This window comes from Micromonospora sp. KC213, assembly GCF_004348325.1.
Classification (GTDB): domain Bacteria; phylum Actinomycetota; class Actinomycetes; order Mycobacteriales; family Micromonosporaceae; genus Micromonospora.
In genome coordinates this window covers 1-21,243 of record NZ_SMKF01000103.1, presented here as the reverse complement: position 1 = coordinate 21,243, position 21,243 = coordinate 1, and the positions used below count along the sequence as shown (strand labels likewise).

The 21,243-nt window shown below is 72.2% G+C and carries 19 protein-coding genes; 3 read left to right on the top strand and 16 right to left on the bottom strand.

Annotated features, from left to right (window positions below):
- Nucleotides 1–388: 388 nt before the first annotated feature.
- Nucleotides 389–1,555 (top strand): hypothetical protein, encoded by a 1,167-nt coding sequence (locus E1166_RS20050; protein WP_132340940.1) that lies wholly within the window; start codon nt 389–391, stop codon nt 1,553–1,555.
- Nucleotides 1,556–1,681: 126 nt separating this feature from the next.
- On the opposite strand, the gene E1166_RS20045 is transcribed toward E1166_RS20050, so the two are convergent.
- On the bottom strand, nt 1,682–2,470 hold the full coding sequence (locus tag E1166_RS20045) for a MerR family transcriptional regulator (protein ID WP_207914377.1): 789 nt from the start codon (nt 2,468–2,470) through the stop codon (nt 1,682–1,684).
- Between the two features lie 115 nt (nt 2,471–2,585).
- Here E1166_RS20045 and E1166_RS20040 point away from each other — a divergent pair, with 115 nt between their 5' ends.
- Complete coding sequence (locus tag E1166_RS20040; RefSeq protein ID WP_132340938.1) at nt 2,586–4,859, top strand: excinuclease ABC subunit UvrA; 2,274 nt, start codon at nt 2,586–2,588, stop codon at nt 4,857–4,859.
- 205 nt (nt 4,860–5,064) lie between these two features.
- Here the strand turns inward: E1166_RS20040 and E1166_RS20035 are convergent, their stop codons facing one another.
- From E1166_RS20035 to E1166_RS20005, 7 genes are all read right to left on the bottom strand, one after another.
- On the bottom strand, nt 5,065–5,475 hold the full coding sequence (locus E1166_RS20035; RefSeq protein ID WP_132340936.1) for a protein-tyrosine phosphatase family protein: 411 nt from the start codon (nt 5,473–5,475) through the stop codon (nt 5,065–5,067).
- 357 nt (nt 5,476–5,832) lie between these two features.
- The gene (locus E1166_RS20030; protein ID WP_132338659.1) at nt 5,833–6,411 is read right to left on the bottom strand and encodes a hypothetical protein; all 579 of its coding nucleotides are present in this window, start codon (nt 6,409–6,411) and stop codon (nt 5,833–5,835) included.
- Nucleotides 6,412–6,885: 474 nt separating this feature from the next.
- A complete protein-coding gene (locus E1166_RS20025; RefSeq protein ID WP_132340934.1) occupies nt 6,886–7,194 on the bottom strand; it encodes a MazG-like family protein in 309 nt (102 codons plus the stop codon).
- A gap of 280 nt (nt 7,195–7,474) precedes the next feature.
- A complete protein-coding gene (locus E1166_RS20020; RefSeq protein ID WP_132340932.1) occupies nt 7,475–8,110 on the bottom strand; it encodes a hypothetical protein in 636 nt (211 codons plus the stop codon).
- A 12-nt stretch (nt 8,111–8,122) separates the two neighbouring features.
- The gene (locus tag E1166_RS20015) at nt 8,123–9,910 is read right to left on the bottom strand and encodes a DUF4012 domain-containing protein (protein WP_132340930.1); all 1,788 of its coding nucleotides are present in this window, start codon (nt 9,908–9,910) and stop codon (nt 8,123–8,125) included.
- Between the two features lie 120 nt (nt 9,911–10,030).
- Complete coding sequence (locus E1166_RS20010) at nt 10,031–11,239, bottom strand: glycosyltransferase family 4 protein (protein WP_132340928.1); 1,209 nt, start codon at nt 11,237–11,239, stop codon at nt 10,031–10,033.
- Nucleotides 11,240–11,312: 73 nt separating this feature from the next.
- The gene (locus E1166_RS20005) at nt 11,313–12,767 is read right to left on the bottom strand and encodes a polysaccharide biosynthesis tyrosine autokinase (protein ID WP_132340926.1); all 1,455 of its coding nucleotides are present in this window, start codon (nt 12,765–12,767) and stop codon (nt 11,313–11,315) included.
- A 227-nt stretch (nt 12,768–12,994) separates the two neighbouring features.
- Between E1166_RS20005 and E1166_RS20000 the strand changes: the two genes are divergently transcribed.
- Nucleotides 12,995–14,800 (top strand): nucleoside-diphosphate sugar epimerase/dehydratase, encoded by a 1,806-nt coding sequence (locus tag E1166_RS20000; RefSeq protein WP_243710442.1) that lies wholly within the window; start codon nt 12,995–12,997, stop codon nt 14,798–14,800.
- Between the two features lie 10 nt (nt 14,801–14,810).
- Here E1166_RS20000 and E1166_RS19995 read toward each other — a convergent pair whose 3' ends face one another.
- The 8 genes from E1166_RS19995 to E1166_RS19960 form a co-directional block, all read right to left on the bottom strand.
- The gene (locus tag E1166_RS19995; protein WP_207914375.1) at nt 14,811–15,110 is read right to left on the bottom strand and encodes a hypothetical protein; all 300 of its coding nucleotides are present in this window, start codon (nt 15,108–15,110) and stop codon (nt 14,811–14,813) included.
- Complete coding sequence (locus tag E1166_RS19990; protein ID WP_132340922.1) at nt 15,107–15,475, bottom strand: DUF1622 domain-containing protein; 369 nt, start codon at nt 15,473–15,475, stop codon at nt 15,107–15,109. The genes E1166_RS19995 and E1166_RS19990 overlap by 4 nt, the downstream gene beginning before the upstream one ends.
- A 39-nt stretch (nt 15,476–15,514) precedes the next feature.
- Complete coding sequence (locus tag E1166_RS19985) at nt 15,515–16,099, bottom strand: TMEM165/GDT1 family protein (RefSeq protein ID WP_132340920.1); 585 nt, start codon at nt 16,097–16,099, stop codon at nt 15,515–15,517.
- A gap of 230 nt (nt 16,100–16,329) precedes the next feature.
- The gene (gene egtD, locus E1166_RS19980; protein ID WP_132340918.1) at nt 16,330–17,295 is read right to left on the bottom strand and encodes an L-histidine N(alpha)-methyltransferase; all 966 of its coding nucleotides are present in this window, start codon (nt 17,293–17,295) and stop codon (nt 16,330–16,332) included.
- On the bottom strand, nt 17,292–18,083 hold the full coding sequence (egtC, locus tag E1166_RS19975; protein WP_132340916.1) for an ergothioneine biosynthesis protein EgtC: 792 nt from the start codon (nt 18,081–18,083) through the stop codon (nt 17,292–17,294). The genes egtD and egtC overlap by 4 nt, the downstream gene beginning before the upstream one ends.
- Before the next feature lie 16 nt (nt 18,084–18,099).
- Nucleotides 18,100–19,437 (bottom strand): ergothioneine biosynthesis protein EgtB, encoded by a 1,338-nt coding sequence (egtB, locus tag E1166_RS19970; protein WP_132340914.1) that lies wholly within the window; start codon nt 19,435–19,437, stop codon nt 18,100–18,102.
- Complete coding sequence (gene egtA / locus E1166_RS19965) at nt 19,434–20,669, bottom strand: ergothioneine biosynthesis glutamate--cysteine ligase EgtA (RefSeq protein ID WP_132340912.1); 1,236 nt, start codon at nt 20,667–20,669, stop codon at nt 19,434–19,436. The genes egtB and egtA overlap by 4 nt, the downstream gene beginning before the upstream one ends.
- Before the next feature lie 147 nt (nt 20,670–20,816).
- On the bottom strand, nt 20,817–21,008 hold the full coding sequence (locus E1166_RS19960; protein WP_132340910.1) for a hypothetical protein: 192 nt from the start codon (nt 21,006–21,008) through the stop codon (nt 20,817–20,819).
- Nucleotides 21,009–21,243: the final 235 nt, after the last annotated feature.

The following is a 21,243-nucleotide window of genomic DNA, read 5'->3' as shown; positions in this document are numbered from 1 at the left end:
GGGCAGCGTCGGGCAGGGCACGACGGCCCCGGGCGCGGGGACCGTCGGCGCGGCGCCCGCCGGGACCGGTGCCCCGGCGACCAGGAGTGCGGCGACGGCGGCTGCCAGGACCTCGGCTCTCATGGAGAGGCACCATACCCAGACGGCAGGCCACCGCCGGGCAGGCCGGGCCCACGGTCGATGTCGCCGGGTGAGATCCGGCGCAGAAAACGCCTGCCCGCATTGAACGATCTTCCGACCGTCCCCGTATCCATGGCCGTCGGGACGGACCGGGCCACTGCCAATGCCGGGGCGACGGGCACCGGGCCTCCCACACCCCCACCGCACCACCGGGCCGCCTCATGGACGCGACGCGTCGACGGCCCGGCGGAGACCAGAGGAGAGGTACATGACCAGGCCTACGCGGAAGAACGCGGTCCTCAAGCTCGGCGGAGTGGGCGCCCTAGCGGCGCTGCTGCTGGCCGGAGGGCTGCAGCTCGCCTCCGCCGGCGAGAACAGCGGCACGGGCGTCGCCCAGACCGTCAACTGCCCGACCGTACGCGACAAGCTGCCCGCGATCCCGGCCGCGGCGGCTGCCAACGTGGAGCGGGAACTGGTCAACCTGGACGAGGAGATCGCCCGGCAGAACGAGCGCCTGGCGAAGCAGGCGGCCAACCCGCAGGGCGGCCCCAACTTCATCAACAACGCGATTCTCGGTCCACTGAAGAGCAAGCGCGTCGCGGTGCTGGACCGCATCGAGATTTCCTTCAACCGGGTCGGTGCCCCCCGCCCCGACCTGGACAGCCTCGCCACCTGCACGCTGAACGCCCGGGGTGTCGCCAGCGCCCTCAACAGCTCGGTGAAGGCCACCGCCGGCAAGGCCGCCGCCGGTACGGTCGCCGCCGCCCAGACGGTGAACTGCCCGACGCCGCAGATCCCGGCCGTCCCGGCCCAGGCCGCCGCGAACGTCCAGGCCGAACTGGCCCAGCTCGACAAGCAGATCAGCGAGGCCAACGCCCGCCTGGCCCAGCAGGCAGCCAACCCGCAGGGCGGAGCGAACTTCATCCGCAACGCCATCCTCGGCCCGCTGGCCGACAAGCGGAAGGCCGCCCTGGACCGCATCGAGATCGCCTTCAACCGGGTCGGCGCCACCCGCCCGAACCTCGACAGCTTCGCCACCTGCGGCCTGAACGCCGCCGGGGCGGGCAACGCCGGCAACAACGGCGGTGCCGCGAACACCGGTAACGCCGGCAATGGCAACGCCGGTGCCGGCAACGCAAACCGTGCCCAGACGGTGAACTGCCCGACCCCGCAGATCCCGGCCGTCCCGGCCCAGGCCGCCGCGAACGTCCAGGCCGAACTGGCCCAGCTCGACAAGCAGATCAGCGAGGCCAACGCCCGCCTGGCCCAGCAGGCAGCCAACCCGCAGGGCGGAGCGAACTTCATCCGCAACGCCATCCTCGGCCCGCTGGCCGACAAGCGGAAGGCCGCCCTGGACCGCATCGAGATCGCCTTCAACCGGGTCGGCGCCACCCGCCCGAACCTCGACAGCTTCGCCACCTGCGGCCTGAACTGAATCCTCGCGCCACCTGTGACGGCCCGGCGGGTTTTCCCGCCGGGCCGTCGCGCGCTGGTCGAGCGGGCCGGGAAGACGGCCACCTCAGCCCCCCGCTCAACCGGCCCGCGCCCGGTCTGCTCCGGCTCAGTTGGCCCGCGCCGAGTTTGCCGGGGACTCTGCCGGACTGGCCGGAGACGCGGATTCACCGGCTTCGAGGGAGGCCGCGGCCTGGCCGGTGGCGGCGAGGTAGCCGTAGAACTCGGCCGAGGCGCGCAGCCGGCGCAGGCTGCGCTGGTGCAGGTCCTGCTCCCGCCGGGCCAGTTCGGCCCTCACCCGCTGCGGCCGGCCGGTGGTACGCATCTCGTCGAGGACCGCCGCGATGATCTCGAACGGGTAGCCGCCTCGGCGCAGCAGCGCCACCACCTGCGCGGCGCGTAGCTCGGCCGCGTCGTACACCCGGTAGCCGGTGCCCGGCGCCCGCACCGGCCGCAGCAGGCCGCGCTGCTCCCAGAGCCGTAGCTGGGAGGTGCGGACGCCGACCAGGTCGGCGACCTCCCCGATCCGCGCACCGTGACGCGGCGCCGCCACCGCCGGGCTGGCCACCACCGTCTCGAAGGCGCCGAGCACTTTACGGATCTCCGCCCGCTCCCGATCCAGTTCGGCGTGGCCAGCGTCGAGCGCGGCAAGGGCCGCCGCCCACTCCCCCCGGTGCACCGCGGCCATCACCTCCCGGGTACGTGCCCAGCCGTGCCCCTCGGCCATTCGCCGCAGCACGGCGAGGGCGTGCACGTGCACGTCGGTGAGCACCCGGTAGCCGCTCCCGGTCCGGGTGGCCGGGGGCAGCACCCCCTCGTCGAGGTAGTTGCGCACCTGCTGGGTGGAGATTCCGGCAGTGGCCGCGACATCGACCACCCGCCACCGACCGATTCGCACGCAGCCACCGTACCGCTTACCGGAGGGTTTGAGACTTTCCGCCCCATCAAGGGTGTTGGCCTGCGTCGCCTGCCAGCGAACTCTACACAGGTACTTCAATGAGAAAATGGAAGGCATGCAGCAACCAGCGCGATCCGCCGCCGACAATCACGACGTCATCGAGGTACGGGGTGCCCGGGAGAACAACCTCACCGGGGTCTCGGTCGACATTCCGAAGCGACGGCTCACCGTGTTCACCGGGGTCTCCGGCTCCGGGAAGTCATCCCTGGTCTTCGGCACCATCGCGGCCGAGTCGCGCCGCCTGATCAACGAGACCTACAGCGCCTTCCTCCAGTCCTTCATGCCGAACCTGTCCCGCCCGGACGTGGACTCGTTGCGGAATCTGACCCCGGCGATCGTGGTCGACCAGGAACGAATGGGGGCGAACTCCCGCTCGACGGTCGGCACCGCCACCGACGCGTACGCGATGCTGCGCATCGTGTTCAGCCGCCTCGGCACCCCGCACGTCGGCGGCGCCGGCGCGTTCAGCTTCAACCTCGCCGAGGGGATGTGCCCGACCTGCGAGGGGCTGGGCCGGGTGTCCGACCTGGACGTGCACGCGATGGTCGACGTGGAACGCTCCCTCAACGACGGGGCGATCCTGGTGCCGAACTTCGCCGTCGACACCTGGTACTGGCAGACCATCGTCGGCTCCGGCCTGTTCGACCCGGACCTCAAGCTCCAGGACTTCACACCGCAGCAGTGGCAGGACTTCCTGCACAAGCCGGCGACGAAGATAAAGGTGGGTAGCACCAACCTGACGTACGAGGGGCTGGCCGTCAAGGTGCGCCGGCTCTACCTGGCCAAGGACCGCGAGTCGATGCAGCCGCACATCCGCGCCTTCGTGGACCGGGCGGTCACCTTCACCACCTGCGCGGACTGCAACGGCGCCCGGCTCAACGCCGCCGCCCTGTCGTCCCGGATCGCCGGCCGTAACATCGCCGACTGTTCCGCCATGCAGATCAGTGACCTGGCCGAGTTCGTCCGCGGCGTCGACGACCCTTCGGTGGCGCCGCTGGTCGCCAACCTGCGCGAGACGCTGGAGTCGCTGGTGGAGATCGGGCTCGGCTACCTCAGCCTCGACCGGGAGTCGGCCACCCTCTCCGGCGGCGAGGCGCAGCGGGTGAAGATGGTCCGGCACCTGGGCTCCAGTCTCTCCGACATCACGTACGTGTTCGACGAGCCAACGGTCGGGCTGCACCCGCACGACATCGCCCGGATGAACGGTCTGCTGCTGCGGCTGCGCGACAAGGGCAACACGGTGCTGGTGGTGGAACACAAGCCGGAAACCATCGCGATCGCCGATTACGTGGTCGACCTCGGGCCCGGTGCGGGCGGGGCGGGCGGGCAGATCTGCTACGCCGGCGACGTCGCCGGACTGCGCCACTCGGACACCCTGACCGGCCGCCACCTGGACCACCGCGTCACACTGCGCGACCCGGTCCGCCAGCCGACGGGCCACCTGCCGATCCGCGGTGCCGACCTGCACAACCTGCGTGACGTCGACGTGGACATCCCGCTCGGGGTGCTGACCGTGGTGACCGGCGTCGCCGGCTCGGGCAAGAGTTCACTGATCCACGGCTCGCTGCCCGGGCGGGACGGGGTGGTCGTGGTGGACCAGTCCCCCATCCGCGGCTCCCGCCGCAGCAACCCGGCCACCTACACCGGGCTGCTCGACCCGATCCGGACGGCCTTCGCCAAGGCCAACGGGGTGAAGGCGGCGCTGTTCAGCGCCAACTCCGAGGGAGCCTGCCCGACCTGCAAGGGGATCGGCCTGGTCTACACCGACCTGGCGATGATGGCCGGCGTCGCCAGCGTCTGCGAGCAGTGCGAGGGCCGGCGGTACACCGACGAGGTGCTCACGTACACCCTGCGGGGCAAGAACATCAGCCAGGTCCTCGCCATGTCGGTCGCCGAGGCACGGGAGTTCTTCCCCGGCGGGCAGGCCCGGGCCGTGCTCAACCGGCTCGCCGACGTCGGGCTGGGCTACCTGAGTCTGGGACAGCCGTTGAGCACCCTCTCCGGCGGCGAACGGCAGCGACTCAAGCTGGCCATCAACATGGCCGAGAAGTACGGCACCTACGTGCTCGACGAGCCCACCACCGGCCTGCACCTGGCCGACGTGGACCAGCTACTCGCGCTGCTGGACCGGCTGGTCGACGCCGGCAACACGGTCATCGTCATCGAGCACCACCAGGCGGTGATGGCGCACGCGGACTGGATCATCGATCTCGGGCCGGGCGCGGGGCACGACGGTGGACGGATCGTCTTCACCGGCACCCCGGCGGACCTGGTCGCGCACGGCGACACCCTCACCGCCCGCCACCTGCGGGAGTACGTGACCCGCTGAGCCCGCCGCCCGCCTGCCGGCGGCGGCCCGGGTGCCGCCGCCCGCTGAGCGCTGGTGCCGGTGGCCGGGTCCGCGCCCGCTGCCGCCGCCCGCCGGTGGCGGCAGCGGCCCGCTGCCGGTGGGTGCTCCGGGCACGTGCCACGGACGGCTGCCGATGGATGCTGCGGGGCGGTGTCGCGGACGGGGCCGCCCGCGATCGGGCGTGTCAGGGCAGCCGGCGCAGCCAGCCGCGCTGCCACGGGGTTTCCACGGCGCGCGGATGGTACCGCGTGCGGACCCACGCCACCGCCTCCGCCGACGGCAGGCCGTCGAGGATCGCGAGAGCCGCCAGAGCGGTGCCGGTCCGGCCGATTCCACCCCGGCAGGCAACCTCCACCCGCTCCCCACCGTGTGCCCGCCGCAACCCCTCACGGAGTGCGTCGAGGGCGTCGGCGCGATTCACCGGCAGCCAGAAATCTGGCCAGCGGATCCGCCGGTACGGCCACGTCGGTGTGGTGCCCGGGGCCAACAAGAGTGCGAAGTCGGCGGGCGACGCCGGCGGCTCACCGACGCGCCGCCCGCGCACCGCCGCGCCGCTCGGCAACACGACCACTCCACGGTTGTCGGACCAGCCCATCCGGGGATTCTGGCACGGTCGACACAGACAGCGCCGCCCCCGGCCCGGACGGGTCGGGGGCGGCGCTGGGGTGTCGGTGTGCAGGTCGCCTCTCGGCGAGTGGCGCGACGCGGCTCCAGCCGAACGGTGTTCCGCGACGGCAATTTAGGTGAGGCCCGGGGACACTGGACACACCGACACCCGACTCAACACACTACCCCGCCCCGGCTCTTCCACAACCCATCGTGAAACTGCTGTTGATCATGAGGTTGGCGGTGGTGTTCATCGTTGTCCGGCCGGTCAACCTCATGATCAGCCGGGAAGGTGCACGGGCCGGCACCCCCGGGTGGGGGTGCCGGCCAGCGTGCTGTGGGTGGGTCAGCTGTTCCAGTGTTGGGCGACGAGGTCGGCGGCCTGCTGTTCCCACTGCGCGTAGTGGTCCGGGTAGGCCGACACCTGCACGGTCTGCGCGGCTCGGGTCAGCGGCATGTCCCGCCAGCCGTCGACCTGCTTCAGGCCCTTGAGGAACGCGGTGGTCGCGTACTCGGGGTCGGTGATCTGCTCCACCGTGCCCCAGCCCGAGGACGGACGCTGCTGGAACAGCCCCTGCGAGTCGTGGTCGTTGCGGTCACCCAGGTGGCCCAGGTTCTCCAGCTTCGACTCCTGCAACGCGGTCCCGACCGCGACCACGGCGGCCCGCTCGTCCATGCCGGCCTTCTTCGTCGCGGCGATGATCGCCCTGACGTTGCCGACCTGCTCGCCGGAGAGCTCGATGCGCGACTGCTCGCCCTGCACACCATGCGGAACCAGCTTGTCCACGACCGGCTTGTCGGCCCGCACCGCGACCTGCACCACCGGCACAGCAGCACGGGCATCGGCGACCGGACCGGCGAACACACCACCGGCGAACGCCAAACCAACAACACCCAGCACACTCTTACGCAAGATCGTGTTCATGGGGGTGACTCCTTCACACATCGACGCGCGGGCGCATGGGGGTGCGGCCAACACGCGCAGCGCCTCGAAAGGACGCTCAGAAAGTTCATGAGAGGGGGACCGGTGTCCGGCAGGCCGGGGGCCGTGGCGGCCTCGCTCGCGGCGCCGGGACCATGTGTAACGACCACCGGCCCGGCGTCATTCCGCCAACGGCGTCAAGCGCCGGGGCGTCGGGCCAGGCCGCGAGGGCTGCTGCGATCGTTCACAGGGTGTAACCACCCCCGCTCGGCCACGATTCCCCGCGCCGACCCGCCAACCGGATCGGGCTCGGCTCATCTCAGACCATAAACGGTCACCCGGGCCCATAGACCTCGGGAGTGCCTAGCGCGGCCACAGCTTGCGGCAAATCGGGCGTCCGAACCAGTACAGAACGCACGGACCCGGACGTGAGCGCGACGCGACCCAGCGGGCAGAGGAACCTGATCGCCCCCGGTCTCAGGCGACTCGGGACCGCACCTTGGCAGCGCAGGCGGACACCACGGACCGCGCGTCCAGCCCCAGGCTCTCGATCGCCACGAGCGCGGTGAAGACGACGTCGGCCAGTTCGGCGGCCACGTCATCGCGGGTGTGCGTGACGCCCTTGCGGGGGTTCTGGCCGAGTAGCCCGATCCACGCCGTGGCAACCTCGCCGGCCTCCTCGGTGAGCTTGAGCATCCGGCAGGTCAGCTCCGCCTGGCCGGTGCCGTTGGCCGCGTCCAGCCAGACACACGACGCGCGGGCGGCGTCCCAGATCAGCTCGTCCATGGCACCAGTGAACCGGACAGGGGTGACGATCCGCACCTGGGGGTCGACGCGACGACGCCGACCCGGTGGTGGCGACGATGCGGGAGATCCATGTCCGCTGCTGGACCAGCGCCGACGAGTACGGCCTGGCCGGCGACCACGTCGCCGGGGCGAACATCAACAACTTCCGGCGGGTGGCGTGCTGGCGCACGGTCTGGTCTGAACGCGGTCGTGCGGACGCCCGCCGGATGATCCGGCGGGCGTCCGTCCTCTTCTGCTCCGGGCCCTGCCCGGGACGGGGTCAGCGCGTCGACCCCGTACCGAAGCGGTGGCGCCGCCGCCAGGCGAGGCTGCCGAGCATGAGGACCACGCCGGCACCGACCAGACCACCGCCGACCTTCAGCGGAGTGCCGAGGCTGTCACCGGTGACGGGCAGGTTCGGCCGGCGGTGCGGCAGCACGGTGAGGGTCGCGCTGGCGGTACGACCGGTCGTGCGCCCGACCGCGGTGAAGGTGAGCCGACCCACGTCGGTCGGCCGGTAGGTGATGGTGAACCGGCCTCGCGCGTCCGTCCGCGCGGTGAGATGCCGCGGAGCGGGCTGGGGCTGCGGGCGGGCCACCGTCGTCATCGCGACGACGCTGCCGTCGCTGCGCCGGGCCGTTGCCGGACCGGGCACCGCGGCGGCGAGGGGCGCCACCGTGACGGTGATGTCGACGATCTCGTTACGACCGAAGTTACGGCCGGTGAGTACCACCGACTCGCCGATGACGATCGTCGCCCGGTTCAGCGTCAGCGACGCCGGCTGTGGCGGGTAGTCCGGTGGCGGCTGCTGGATGCCGTCCGCTGGCGGCTGCGGCTGCGCCGCCCCCGCCGCCGCCGGCGCTGCCACGACGGCCAGGCCGGCCGTGAGCGCCATGATGATGCGGGATAGCCGCATGATGCTCTCCTCCTACTGGTTGCAGCTTGGTGCGGGAACTACTTGGGTGGTCCACGGGGTGGCGGTCGGGGTGTGCCACAGCTCGGGCGTGCCTGCGTTGGTCCGCCCGGTCAGCAGGTCCATGTCGAGGGTCCGGGTCTTGCCCGGACCCACCTCCACGTTGGCGATGGCCACCTGCCGGCCCCGGTCGGTGCCGCTGCCCAGCGGGGCGTCGACCCCGTCGAGCCGGGCCGCCACCACCGCCCCACCCGCCGGGCTGTACACCGTCACGAGGGTGCGGGCGGTGTACGGGTTTCCGGCCTTGCCGAGGCCGAGCACGGCCTTGGTGAGCCCGGAACGTGGGGCCGACGAGTGCAGGTCGAACCGCAGGCGCAGCTCCCGCCGCCCGTCGGCCAGGCAGTTGCCGACGGTGAGCGTCGCCGAGGGCCGCAGGTAGTAGCCGAGCTTCGCGCCACTGCCGTCGTTGAGGAAGACGCCGACCGTCGGCGTCGTCTCCGTCTCCGGCAGGACGCCGCTGATCCGGTTGTCGACGAACTTCCGCTGTTCCTCGGATCGGGCACTCCAGAACAATATCCGACGTTCCCGTATAGAACGGTCGAATACGGATAAAAGCTCGCGAGGACTGGCACCCTTCCGCAACACCGAGTCGAACACGCGCGCGGCGGAGGCCGCGTAGAAGGCGTCCTGGTTCTCGAGATCCAGCGTCAGGTAACTGTCGGACAGCAGGATCCGCACGGCGTTCTGCGCGGTCAGGGTCGGATAGCCGGGCACGGCGACCGGGCCGGTCGCCTTCAGCAGGTAGGACAACGCCACCGGGTCCACCGCGAGGATTCCGTCGGCGGTCACGCCGGTGCGCCGCCGGACCATCTCGCGGTAGAGCTTCGCCGCGGTCGGGAAGTGCGGGGTGAGATTGACGTCGGCCGGGTAGATCCCGGGAAGGTCGGTGTAGAGGCGTCGGGTCTCCGTGCCGAGCGGGAGAACCGGCGGGGTGAACCGCTGCAGCTTCGCCGCCGTCCCCTGGGCCACCAGATCCAACCGGCCGTCACGGGCGCGCACCACGGCGTACGCGCCGAACATGCCACCCGTGGCGCGCAGCTCCGACAGGTTCTGGGAGACGATCAGGTAGGTGCGCTCGCCGTCCGCTCCGAAGAGCGTGGGTAGCAGGTCCGCTCCCTTGCTGACGCCGGAGAGCAGCCCGGCGAGTTTGTCGATCTCGGTACGGAGCCCGACGAGAGCGTCGCGCACCTCCGGCAACAGCCCGTCGGTGGGCACCGCCCGCAGTCCTGCACCGCTCTCGCGTACCGCCGCGTCGGCCGCCACGAGCCGCCGCGCGACGGTACGCAGCGCCGGCAGGTCGAGCCGGCCGTCCCGGGGCACGAGGGCGGCCACGTCGGAGCGGACGAGCGGCGGGAACGCCTCGCGGGCCAAATCGTCCACGGTGACCGCGATCCGCCGGAAGGCGGCCAGATCGTCCCCGGCGTACGGGACGGTGCCGGCCAGCCACCAGGCTGGCCCGGCCGTGGCCTCGCGCGCGGCGCCGCTCTGCTCCTGCAACGCGGCGAGCGTCCGCTGGGCCTGTCCGGTGTCCCCGGCGACGATCTGCGCGCTCAGTTCACGGGCCAGCCCCGCGGCGTTGAGCAGGTGCGTGCGCGCCTGCCAGCCCCGGAAGCCGACCCATCCACCGCCGGCGGCCAACAGTGAGCCGACCACGAGGGCGGCGAGCAGTGCCCGCCGTATCCGCGCCCTCGTCCGTCGCCGCAGCCGCCGTCGCCGACCCCGAGGAGACCCACTCTCCGCCACACCACTCTCCGCTCAAAACGGACACAATTGATGATTAGCCGCTTTTCTAACATGCGGTCCGGCGCAAAAGTGACGGTTTGCCTTACCGGGCGATATCGGGTGCAAAATCTGTCCAGGTGATCAACGACCGCGACGGCTGACCGCCACCTCACGCAGCAGCCCCTCGATCCGGTCCACCCCGGCGCGCAACGACATCTCCCGCTGGTAGACCTCCCGCCCCCGTTGGCCCATCTCGGCCCGGGCGGCAGCCGGGATGGTGGTGGCCAGCCAGAATCGGTCGGCGAGCGTCGCCCAGTCCTCCGGCGGGCAGGAAAGCCCGGCCCGGGCCCGTTCGACGAGTTCCGCGGTGTCCCCGCCGGCGGAGGCGACCACCGGTCGGGCGCAGGCCAGCGCGGCCTGGAGCTTGCCCGGCACGGTCCCGCGCAGCTCCGGCTGGTCGCGCAACATCACCAACTGGTAGTCGGCTGCCGCGTACAGCTCTGGCATGTCCAGTGGGGAGCGACGCTCCACGAAGCGGACGTTGGCCGCCCCCAGCTCGGCGGCGAGCCCCCGCACCCGCCGCTCCTGGGCGCCGGATCCCACCAGCACCAGGTCCATCCGGTCGTCCAGCGCCGCGGCGGCGCGGACGGCGGTCTCCAATCCCTGGCGTACCCCGATCGTCCCGGCGTGCATGACGACGCACCTGCCGTCACGGCGGATCAACCCCTGCGCCGCGCGGCTCGGCCGAATCGGCTGGAAGATCCGTTCGTCGGTCCAGTTGAGCACCATGCGCACCCGGTCCGGAGGCACCCCGTCGGCCAGCACGAGGTCGCGCATCGACGGTGCGGCGACGGCGACCGCGTCGGCCTCCCGGTGCAGCCGCCGCATGGTGGCGGCGAGACGGCCGGACCGGTCCGGTGGGCTGCCCTCGTCGGCCCACAGGTCCTGCACGTGCAGCACCACCGGCACCTGGCCGAGCATCCGTACCATCGCCGCGGCGGCGAACGCGGTCGCCGGGAGCTGGAAGACGTAGAGCACGTCCACGTCGGCCAGGTACCGGCGTCCGACGAGCGCCACACTGCCGGCGAACGACAGATAGCTGGCCATCCGGGCGCGGACGGAGGTCTCCCCACCCGCGTACCGGGGAACCCGCCGCACGGTGAGCCGCTCGCTGCGGGTCACGTGCCGCCACCGCTGCCGCCAGCCCGGATAGACATGCCCGCCCGGATAGTCGGGAAAGCCGGTCAGGACGCGCACCTCGTGGCCACGGGCGGCCAGTTCCTCGGCCAGGCTGCCGGGGATGAACGCCGGTTCGGGCGGGAAGTGGTACGACAGGATGCCGATCCTCACCGAGAGCACCCCCTCCGGGCGGTGCCGCCCTCGGCCCCGCCGAGGGCGGGGCCGAGGGCACCGGTGGCGGCGCTCATCGCGACAACCGGGTGAGTTCCTGTGTCCGGTCCTCCACCGGCACGGTCCCGGCCGGCCGGGCACGGTGCGTCGCGGCGGCCCGGTCCGCGGGGACCGCGGACGTGGTGGCGATCCGGTACGCCTCGTACTGGTACGCGTCCGCCCGAGCCACCTTGGTCATGTTGAGCACGCAGCCGAGCAGGCGCACCGAGACCGAGTGCAGCGCCCGAGCCGCGGCGGCGACCTGGTTGCGCGAGGTCCGTCCCTGCTGCGTGACCAGCAGCGCACCGTCGGCCTGCACAGCCACCACCACGCCGTCGGTCACCGCCAGCAGCGGCGCGGTGTCGATGATCACGATGTCGGCCGATTCCCGCAGGGCCAGCAGCAGGTCCGCCATCGCCTTGGAACCGAGCAGTTCGCTCGGGTTGGGCGGGGTCGAACCGCTGGGGAGCACCAGCAGCGACTTGTCGCCCCACCGCTGCACGACGTGGCCGACCTGCACGTCGCCCAGCAGCACGTCGGTGAGGCCGACGCCCCCGTCCAGACCGAGGTAGTCGGCGACCTTCGGCCGGCGCAGGTCGGCGTCGACCAACAGCACCCGCCATCCGGCCTCGGCCAACGCGATGGCCAGGTTGCAGGACAGGGTGGTCTTCCCTTCGCCCTGTAGCGCGCTGGTGACCGCGATGACCCGGGCCGGTTCGTGCACGTCGACGAAGCGCAGGTTGGTCCGGAGCTTGCGTACCGCCTCGGCCCGGGCCGAGGTGGCCGCCTCGCCCACGATGAGCGGCGCACCCTTCGCGCCGGCCTCGAAGGGGATCTCGCCGAGCAGCGGACTGCCGGTCACCCGTTGCAGCCCGGCGGCGTCGCGCATCCGGACGTCGACCAGCCCGCGCAGCACCGCCAGGCCGACACCGAGCAGCAGGCCGAGCAGAACCCCCACGGTGATGTTGCGGGTGGGCTGGGGCGTGACCGGAGCGGAGCTGACCCGGGGCCCGCCGATGACCTCGATCTTGATGGGTGCGGGCCGTCCCTCCGGCGGGGTCTCGACCTTGTGCACCAGCTCGACGAACTTCTTCGCCAGCGTCTCGGTGACCGTCAACGCCCGGGACTGGTCGGTGTCGGTGACGGTCGCCCGGAGCAGCACGGTACCCGTCTCGGTCGAGGTCTCGATCCGGCGCTGCAGGTCGTCGGCGGTGAGCCCGAGCGGCGTATCCGCCACCACGCTCTGCGCCAGCCGGTCGCTGCGCAGCAGGTCGGCGTACGACTTGACCCGCTGCTGAAGGAAGAGACCACCCTGGTAGGCGTCGGTGACGCCCTGGCTCGGAGTGGTGACGAAGAAGGTGACCGACGCCGTGTAGCGGGGCGGCGTTCGGATGGTGACCAACGCTGCCGAGCCCACCGCGACCATCAGCGTGATCAGCACGATCCACCAGTGTCGCCGAACCAGGCGCAGACAGGTGCCGACGTCCATCACGCCTCCTCTTCCGTTGGGACATGTGGCCCGAGAAACTGCACGAAATCCCCCTTGATGACACGAACGGCGTGCCAGGATCTATACGCCCAAGGATGTGACGAAGTGAATGTAGACGAACGAACGGCGTAACACCTGCCAATCACCCTATACAGAACAAAAAGCAGAGGACATTCATGGATCCTGCAACCCCACCAGCCAATGCCGGCACGCCACGACGTGACTGGGTGACCCGACGTGCCAAGGCCCTCTCTCTGCTAACGCTCGACACGGCGGCATGGTGCGCCGGTTTTCTGGTCGCCACCTGGGCGCGCTACGAGTTCGAGCTGACTCCCACCCAGTGCCTGCTCGCCCTGGGTACGGCGCTGGTCTGCGCGGTCGTGCACGCCAGCATCGAGCAGGTACGCTCCACCGCCCGGGGTCGACACCCGATCGGCAGCGCCGGAGAGGCGCGTGACCTCGCCGGCACCGCGCTGCTCGCCGCCGCCGTGCTGCTCGCCGCGCTGGCCGCGATGCCCGGGCGGCCGGTGCCAGCCAGCGTCCCGGTGACCGGCGGCGCCATCGCGCTGCTGCTGATGGCCGGCGGCCGGGTCGGCTACCGGTGGCGACGCGACCGCGACAACCGGCCGGTCCCGTCCGCCGACCGGACACTGGTCTACGGCGTGGACGCCGCCAGCGAGCGCCTGGTCCGGGTGCTCACCAGCGACCCCGGCTGCGGCTACCTGCCCGTCGGGCTGCTCGACGACGACCCCGACAAACAGGGTTTACGCCTGGATGGGCTACGGGTGCTCGGCGGCCGGGAGGCGATCGAGACGGCGGTACGGCGTACCCGCGCCACCACCGTCATCTTCTCCATCGACGGTTCCGACCCCAAGCTGGTGCGCGACGTACGCGCCCGCACGCTCCAGGCCGGCGCCGCCTTCAAGGTGCTCCCCCCGGTACGCGAGCTGCTGAACCGACCGGTCACCGCCACCGACGTGCGTGACCTGCAGATCACCGACCTGCTCGGGCGGGCTCAGCGGGTCGCCGAGCTGGCCTTCGAGCGCAACGGGCTGGCCGGACGGCGGGTCCTGGTCACCGGGGCGGGCGGCTCCATCGGCTCGGAGCTGTGCCGCCAGATCGCCCGCTGCGAGCCGGGCGAGCTGATGATGCTCGACCGGGACGAGTCCGCCCTGCACACCCTTCAGATGTCGCTGCACGGACGGGCCCTGCTCGACGGGCCCGAGCTGATCCTGGCCGACATCCGCGACGCCGACGGTATCGCCCGGATCGTCGCCGACCGGCAGCCCGACGTGGTGTTCCACGCCGCCGCCCTGAAGCACCTCACGCTGTTGCAGCGCCACCCGGGCGAGGCGATCCAGACGAACATCCTCGGCACCCTGAACGTCCTGGATGCCTGCCGCGACGTCAGCGAGTTCGTCAACATCTCCACCGACAAGGCGGCGAACCCGGTGAGCGTGCTCGGCTACTCCAAGCGGATCACCGAGCGGCTGACCGCGCACTACGCCGCGCAGTTCGGTGGACGGTTCCTCAGCGTCCGGTTCGGCAACGTGCTCAGCAGCCGCGGCTCGGTGCTCACCGCCTTCCAGGCGCAGGTCGCCGCGGGGTTGCCGATCACCGTGACCCACCCGGACGTGACCCGCTACTTCATGACCGTCCAGGAGGCCGTCCACCTCGTGCTCCAGGCGGCCACCATCGGACGCGGCGCCGAGGCGCTGGTACTCGACATGGGTGAACCAGTGCGCATCGCCGACGTGGCCCGCCGGCTCGCCGACGAGGCCGCCAAGCCGACCGAGATCGTGTTCACCGGTCTGCGCCCCGGCGAGAAGCTGCATGAGGACCTCTTCGGCGTCGACGAGGTCGACCTCCGACCGCTGCACCCGCTCATCTCCCACGTACGGGTTCCCCCGCTCGCCCCCGACGAGCTGCGCAAACTCGACCCCTACGCCGACACCGACGAGCTGATCAAGCGGATGGCGGCGTACTGCGAGAACCGGCCGCTGCCGGTGTCCCTGCTGCCCGCGCCCCGCTGAACCCGCACGGCTACGGCGTCGAGGGGCCACCACCGAACCCGCTCGGCGGTGGCCCCGAGGGGCCACCGCCGGGCCCGAGGACCGGCACGGGCGCGGCCAGCCCGGCCCAGAGCAGCCGGCGCAACAGGATGATCACGGCGGCGGTGACCAGCGCGTCCCAGCCGGAGTCGACCGCCAACCGCAGCAGGCCGGCGGCCACCAGCAGGTCCAACAGCACCCGCAGCGCCGCACGCCAGGATCGGGCGGTGACCAGCACGACCGCGCCGCAGAGCAGGGCCAGCCCGGTCACCGTGCCGGTAGGGGTGATCACGTCGTCCGCTCCGGGGCCGCCTCGCCGACCTGCCGCTGTTCCTGGGTGATCTCCCGGCGCAGGAAGTAGTTCAACGCGGTCCGGATGGCGGCGACAGCCGCCAGTCGCGCGATCTGGTCGAAAGACGGCGAGAACGCGGTGCGCAGGATGTCCGCGGCCAGCTGGAACTCCAGCCCCAGGGTGAGGAAGCGGCCCAGCGACAGCCGGATCGGGGTGAGGACCGCGGCGCCGCGGCGGCGTACTCCCTCGGCCACGAACCGCAGCGCCGCCCAGCCCGCCCCCACGACGATGACCAGCGCACCCGCGGCCTCCACCAGGGTGACCGCCACCCGGTCACCCTGGCGCAGGAGTTCACCGAGGTCCACCCCGGGCCGTTACCCCGACCCGGCAGGGGTAGTCGTGGCTCACAGCTGCCCGACGGCGTCGAGGATCAGCCAGAGACCACAGATGGCGAAGAGGACCGTGGCCCCGTACCGGATGGTCCGCTCCGGCAGATGCCGGCCCAACATCCGGCCGACCAGGATGGCGAGCGCGTCGGCGGCCACCATGCCCAGCGTCGAGCCGAGCCAGGTGCCGAACCAGCCGTACGTGGTGGCCAGGGTGATGGTCGCCAGCATGGTCTTGTCCCCCAACTCGGCGAGGAAGAACGCGACGCCGACCGCGAGCACCGCCGACCGGCCGCCCTTCTCGGCCTTGCGCCTCTCCTTTTCGGTGAGTCTGTCCCCGCGCAGGGTCCACACGCCGAAGCCGAGGAAGGCCACTCCCGCGATCAGCGAGATCCAGCCGGTGGGCAGGGCCGCGTTCAGGCCCGCGCCGATCGCCACCGAGGCCAGGTGCACGAGGGCGGTGGCCACGGTGATGCCGATCAGCACCGGGACCGGCTTGAACCGGGTGGCGAAGGTGAGCGCCATCAGCTGGGACTTGTCGCCCAGCTCGGCGACGAAGATGACACCGAAACTGACAGCCAGTGCGACCAGAAAACCGTCCATGGAAACCTTCCCGATCAGGCCGGGAGGAGGTATGGGGCACCCTCGACCCGGCTGTGACAGCCTGAGTCGAAGGTCTCGCCCGCCCCGGATGGGGCCGCGTGGCCGGATGCGGAAGGCACCAGTGTGTCGACCACGACATTGGGGGCTACTCCCCTTCGCGCCCACCACCCTAGCCGACCGCGCCGGACAGCCGCCGGCGCCCCCGCAGCGTCACCGCCTCGACGGGTGGCTCAGGTGGCGCGGCCCAGGGTGACACCGAACAGGCCGTCCGGGTCGGTCCAGGAGCGCTCGGTGGTGAACCCGGCCGCCGCCAACTCCGCCGTGATCCGCTCCGGGCGGAACTTCGCCGAGATCTCGGTGCGCAGTTCCTCGCCCTCGGCGAAGGCCACATCCAGGTCGAGCACCCGGACCCGCATCGGACGCCGGGCCCGCAGCCGCATCTCGATCCACTCCTGGTCGGCGTCCCAGAGCGCCACGTGGGTGAACGCCTCCGGCACGAAGTCGGCCCCCAGCTTCCGGTTGACCACCCGCAGCACGTTGCGGTTGAACTCGGCGGTCACCCCGGCGGCGTCGTCGTAGGCGGGCACGAGCACCGAAGGATCCTTGACCAGGTCGGTGCCGACCAGCAACCAGTCCCCCTCCTCCAGCGCCCCGCGCATCGCGGCCAGGAAACCGGCCCGCTCGTCGGGCAGCAGGTTGCCGATGGTGCCGCCGAGGAAGACCACCAGCCGCCGGCCGCCCGGAGGCAGCCGGTCCAGGTGCCGGGTGAAGTCCCCGACGATGCCCCGCACCCGCAGCCCCGGGTGGTCCGCGGCGATCCGCGCGGTGGACCGACGCAGTGCGCTCACCGACACGTCCAGCGGCACGAAGCTACCCAAGCCGCCGTGCCGGGTGAACGCGTCCAGCAGCAGGCGGGTCTTCTCCGAGGATCCCGAGCCCAGTTCGATCAGCGTCTTCGCGCCGGTCAGCTCGGCGATGTCGGCGGCCCGTTCAGCCAGCACCGACCGCTCGGCCCGGGTCGGGTAGTACTCCGGCAGCCGGGTGATCTCCTCGAACAGCTCACTGCCCCGGGCGTCGTAGAACCACTTCGGCGGCAGCCACTTCGGGTCCGCGGTCAGCCCGGTCCGTACGTCCTCCCGCAGGCTGCGGTCGAGGTCCTGCTCCGTGAGGTAGATCTCCAGTGGCTCCGCGCTCATGGGTGTCCCCTTCCGTTGGCCGAGATGTCCTGACTCCACCCGGCCGTTACCCCCACGGCACGCGTCCGCACCACGGTCGGGGTCGCCACCACCAGTTGCCCGTCCGGCACCGGCTGCCAGGCCGGGTCGTCGTCGTACGGCTCGGAGGCCAACACCACCGCGCCGGAGGTGGCGCGCACCGACAACGCGTGCCCGATGGCGGTGGCCACCACGGTCCGGCCGTCGGTGAGCAGCACGTTCAGCCGGGAAGCGGGGGCGTGCTCCGCCACCTCGGTCACCGTCGCGGCGACCGCCTCGGCCGGGTCCGCGCCGGCCCGCAGCCGGTGCCGTAGCAGCGCCCACAGCAACGCGGAGTCCGTCGGCGCGTCGAGGGTGAGCAGGTCACGCACCGGCAGGGCGGCGGCGAGCGGCACCACCGAGTCCGGCCAACCCCGGACCACCCCGTTGTGGCTGAACAGCCAGCGGCCCTCGGCGAACGGCGCCGCCGCGCCCTCCTGCACCGCCATGCCGACGGTGGCGGAGCGGACGGCGGCCAGCACCGCCCCGGCGGTGGTGACCTCGGCCAGCGCCGGCAGGGTGCGGTCACCCCAGATCGGCCGGGCCCGGCGGTAGCACACCGGATCGTGCCCGCCCGGATACCAGCCGACGCCGAAGCCGTCGGCGTTGATCGTCCCGCCGCCGCGCATGTCCCGCGGCTGCCACGACTGCCGCACCAGGGAGTACGGCGGGTCGAACAGTAGGGCCCGCAGGTTGACCGGTGGCCCCAGGTAGGCAAGGTGTCGACACATCAGCGTGCGCCCTCGTTCACCCGTGCGCCTCCTCGGGCCGGGCGTCCCGGGCGCAGCGGAAGCCGCTGAAGATCTGCCGCCGGATCGGGTAGTCCCAGTTGCGGAAGGTGCCGCGGCAGGCCGACCGGTCGGTGCCGAACGAGCCACCGCGCAGCACCCGGTAGTCGTCGCCGAAGAAGACCTCGGAGTACTCCCGGTAGGGGAAGGCGGTGAAGCCGGGATGGCCACGGAAGCTGGTCGAGGTCCACTCCCAGACGTCGCCGATCAGCTGATGCACCCCGAGTGGGGACGCGCCGGCCGGGTACGCCCCCACCGGTGCCGGCCACAGGTGCCGTTGCCCCAGGTTCGCGTGCTCCGCGGTGGGATCCTGGTCGCCCCACGGGTACCGTCGGGACCGGCCGGTGACCGGATCCCAGCGGGCCGCCTTCTCCCACTCGGCCTCGGTGGGCAGCCGCCGGCCCGCCCAGGCGGCGAAGGCCTCCGCCTCGTGGAAGCAGACGTGCAGCACCGGCTCGTCGGCGCGCACCGGCGACCACCGGCCGAACCGCCGGTACGCCCAGCCGTTCCCGTCTCGCCGCCAGTGCAGGGGTGCGGTCAGCCCGGCCTCGGTGCGGTGCCGCCAGCCGGCCGCACTCCACCAGCGTGGGTCGTCGTACCCGCCGTCGGCGATGAACTCGGCGTACCGGCCGTTGCTGACCGGCGCCGCGTCGATGACGTACGCGGGCAGGTCGACGAGATGCGCGGGGCGCTCGTTGTCTAGCGCCCACGGGTCGGTGGAGGTGCCCATGGTGAACGGGCCGGCCGGCACCAGCACCTCCGTCCCGATCCGGGCCTGCGGCTCGGGTGGCGGTGGGGCGTCGAGCACGGCGGGGCCGGAGCGCAGCTGGTGGGTGGCGAGCATGGTCTCGTCGTGCTGCTGCTCGTGCTGCACGATCATCCCGAAGGCGAACCCGTCGGCGACCAGCGGCCCGTCGGTGAAGCGGACGTCGTCCAGCAGGTCGTACACCTTGTCGCGGACCGTGGCCAGGTAGGCGCGTGCCTCCGCCGGCCGCAGCAGCGGCAGCGACGGCCGGTCCCTGCGCGGCTGCTTGAACGCGTCGTACAGGTCGTCGATGTCTCGCCGGACGGGTTCCCGCCCGCCCACGTCGCGGACCAGCCACAGCTCCTCCTGGTTGCCGACGTGGGCCAGGTCCCAGACCAGCGGGGACATCAGCGGCGAGTGCTGGCGCATCAGCTCGTCCTCGTCGACCGCCTCGGTGAGCAGGGCGGTACGGGCCCGGGTGCGGTCGAGTTCCGTCGCGATACGGCTGCGCAGCCGTTCCGCCTCCGTGCCCGGTTGCTCGGTCGTGGTCACCGGTACCCCCTCTCCGCGGCGACGCGTCGCCGCCGTATTCCGCTACTCGTCTGCTCGTGGATCTCCGGTGGCAGGTCCAGTTCGGGCAGGACGCTCAGAGCCAGGTCCAGCAGGGCTGTGGCGGCGACCGCCACCGGCGGGTCGGCCAGTCCACGTCGGGCGGCGGCGTGCCAGCGGTCGGCCACCGGCGCGGCGACGGCGCGGGCCGCGCGGGCCGTCTCGGACCGGGCGAGCAACGCGGTCAGCACGGCCAACGGGATCCGCCAGTCGGCGCCGGGTTGGGCGTCCAGGTAACGCACCTCCAGGTAGCCGCGGGGCCGCACCGGCGGGAAGAGGGTGCTGACGTGGTACTCCAGGTCGTCCGTGGTGGGTGCTCGGGGCAGCGCCCCGTCGATCCAGTCGGCGAAGGTCACTCCCGCTGGTGGCGTCCAGTCCGCGCCGTCCTGCCGCAGGCAGAGCAGCGGGGCGGTCAGGACGTACCGGGTCCAGGCGGCGACCGGGTCCTCGTCGGGCCGGTCGGGCGACCAGACCGGCCGGGTGCGGTCCGGGTCGATCGCCAGCCAGGCCGCCATTCGCGCGGACGCCCACCCGGTGCGGCGCCCGGCGTGCCGGTCGGCGGTGGCGAAGGCGGCCACCAGTGGTGGACCGACGGCGTGCAGGGTGGCCCAGCGCAGCGCCAGGTCGGCCGGCTCTCCCGCGTCGAGGCAGACCTGCAGGCCGGCGGTGCTGTACATCATGGTCCGGCCGGCCGGGCCGCGGCGGTCGAAGACGCGGCGCATGGCGCGGTAGCGGTTGGTCTCGAGCACCGGGCGGGGTGCCCGCCACGGGTCGATGCCGGTGCGGCCGAGGACCAGGCCCGCCCGCGCCAGCAGGGCGGTCAGTTCGGCGATGTCGGCATCGGTGGCGAGAACCAGCGCGGCGAGCGAGGGGCGCGGCGCGGTGGACACCTCCACCTGCCCGCCGGGCTCCACGGTGACGGCGCTGCCGTGCCGGAGCGTGCGGGCGGGGCTGGTGCTGTCCAGGGTGACGGGGCTGTGCCGCCCCAGCGCCGCCCGTAGCCGCTCCCGGTCCACCGGTCGAGCGGGGTCGGCGGCGTCGTGCACGGTCCATTCCAGTTCGACGCCGGTGTGCACCGGTGGGCCGGTCTTGAAGCAGATCCGGCCGATGTGTGCCGCGGCGGAGCGCCGCTCCCGTAACACGGTCGTCCGTTCCAGCCCCGGCGACGTCACCACGAGATGTCCCCTTCCGACGCTCGGCCCGCACTCCGACCACGATGGACGGGCCGGTGCCGGACGGCCACCGTGGTCGCACCATGGTCTGCCGCACCGACCGTATCCGGCGACATCGGGAGGCCGAAACTTCTGTGAAGCCTTCTCGACCTAGTCGGTCGGGTCGACGGCGGTGGGCGACTCCGGCGCGGATTCGTCCCCGTCCAGCAGCCGCTGGCAGTACGCCTCCACCCGGTGCACCCCGCCGGCTGCCGCGACGAGGCCGGCGAAGGCCGGGGTGGCCAGGATCCTCTCCCGTTGCCGGGCCGACTTGGCCAGGTACGCGCGGCACCGCCCCCGCAAGCTGGGGTCGGTGGTTGGTGTGCCCGGGTCGGTGGAGGCACCCGGGGCACCTGGCGCCGGCGTTCCCGGCGTGGCCGGCGTCGTCGGCCGCACGGAGGCGCCGCCCGGGGCGGGCACGGTGGTGGCGCTGGGCACAGCGGTCGTGGGCCCAGTTCGACGCCGGTGTGCACCGGTGGGCCGGTCTTGAAGCAGATCCGGCCGATGTGTGCCGCGGCGGAGCGCCGCTCCCGTAACA

What these genes read in the sequence shown, in the direction of transcription:
- E1166_RS19985 (WP_132340920.1), bottom strand. Translation starts at nt 16,099, where the DNA reads ATGGACGGTTTTCTGGTCGCACTGGCTGTCAGTTTCGGTGTCATCTTC.
- E1166_RS20030 (WP_132338659.1), bottom strand. Translation starts at nt 6,411, where the DNA reads ATGAACACGATCTTGCGTAAGAGTGTGCTGGGTGTTGTTGGTTTGGCG.
- egtC (WP_132340916.1), bottom strand. Translation starts at nt 18,083, where the DNA reads ATGTGTCGACACCTTGCCTACCTGGGGCCACCGGTCAACCTGCGGGCC.
- E1166_RS20005 (WP_132340926.1), bottom strand. Translation starts at nt 12,767, where the DNA reads ATGGACGTCGGCACCTGTCTGCGCCTGGTTCGGCGACACTGGTGGATC.
- E1166_RS20025 (WP_132340934.1), bottom strand. Translation starts at nt 7,194, where the DNA reads ATGGACGAGCTGATCTGGGACGCCGCCCGCGCGTCGTGTGTCTGGCTG.
- E1166_RS20020 (WP_132340932.1), bottom strand. Translation starts at nt 8,110, where the DNA reads ATGCGGCTATCCCGCATCATCATGGCGCTCACGGCCGGCCTGGCCGTC.
- E1166_RS20050 (WP_132340940.1), top strand. Translation starts at nt 389, where the DNA reads ATGACCAGGCCTACGCGGAAGAACGCGGTCCTCAAGCTCGGCGGAGTG.
- E1166_RS20035 (WP_132340936.1), bottom strand. Translation starts at nt 5,475, where the DNA reads ATGGGCTGGTCCGACAACCGTGGAGTGGTCGTGTTGCCGAGCGGCGCG.
- E1166_RS20040 (WP_132340938.1), top strand. Translation starts at nt 2,586, where the DNA reads ATGCAGCAACCAGCGCGATCCGCCGCCGACAATCACGACGTCATCGAG.
- egtD (WP_132340918.1), bottom strand. Translation starts at nt 17,295, where the DNA reads ATGAGCGCGGAGCCACTGGAGATCTACCTCACGGAGCAGGACCTCGAC.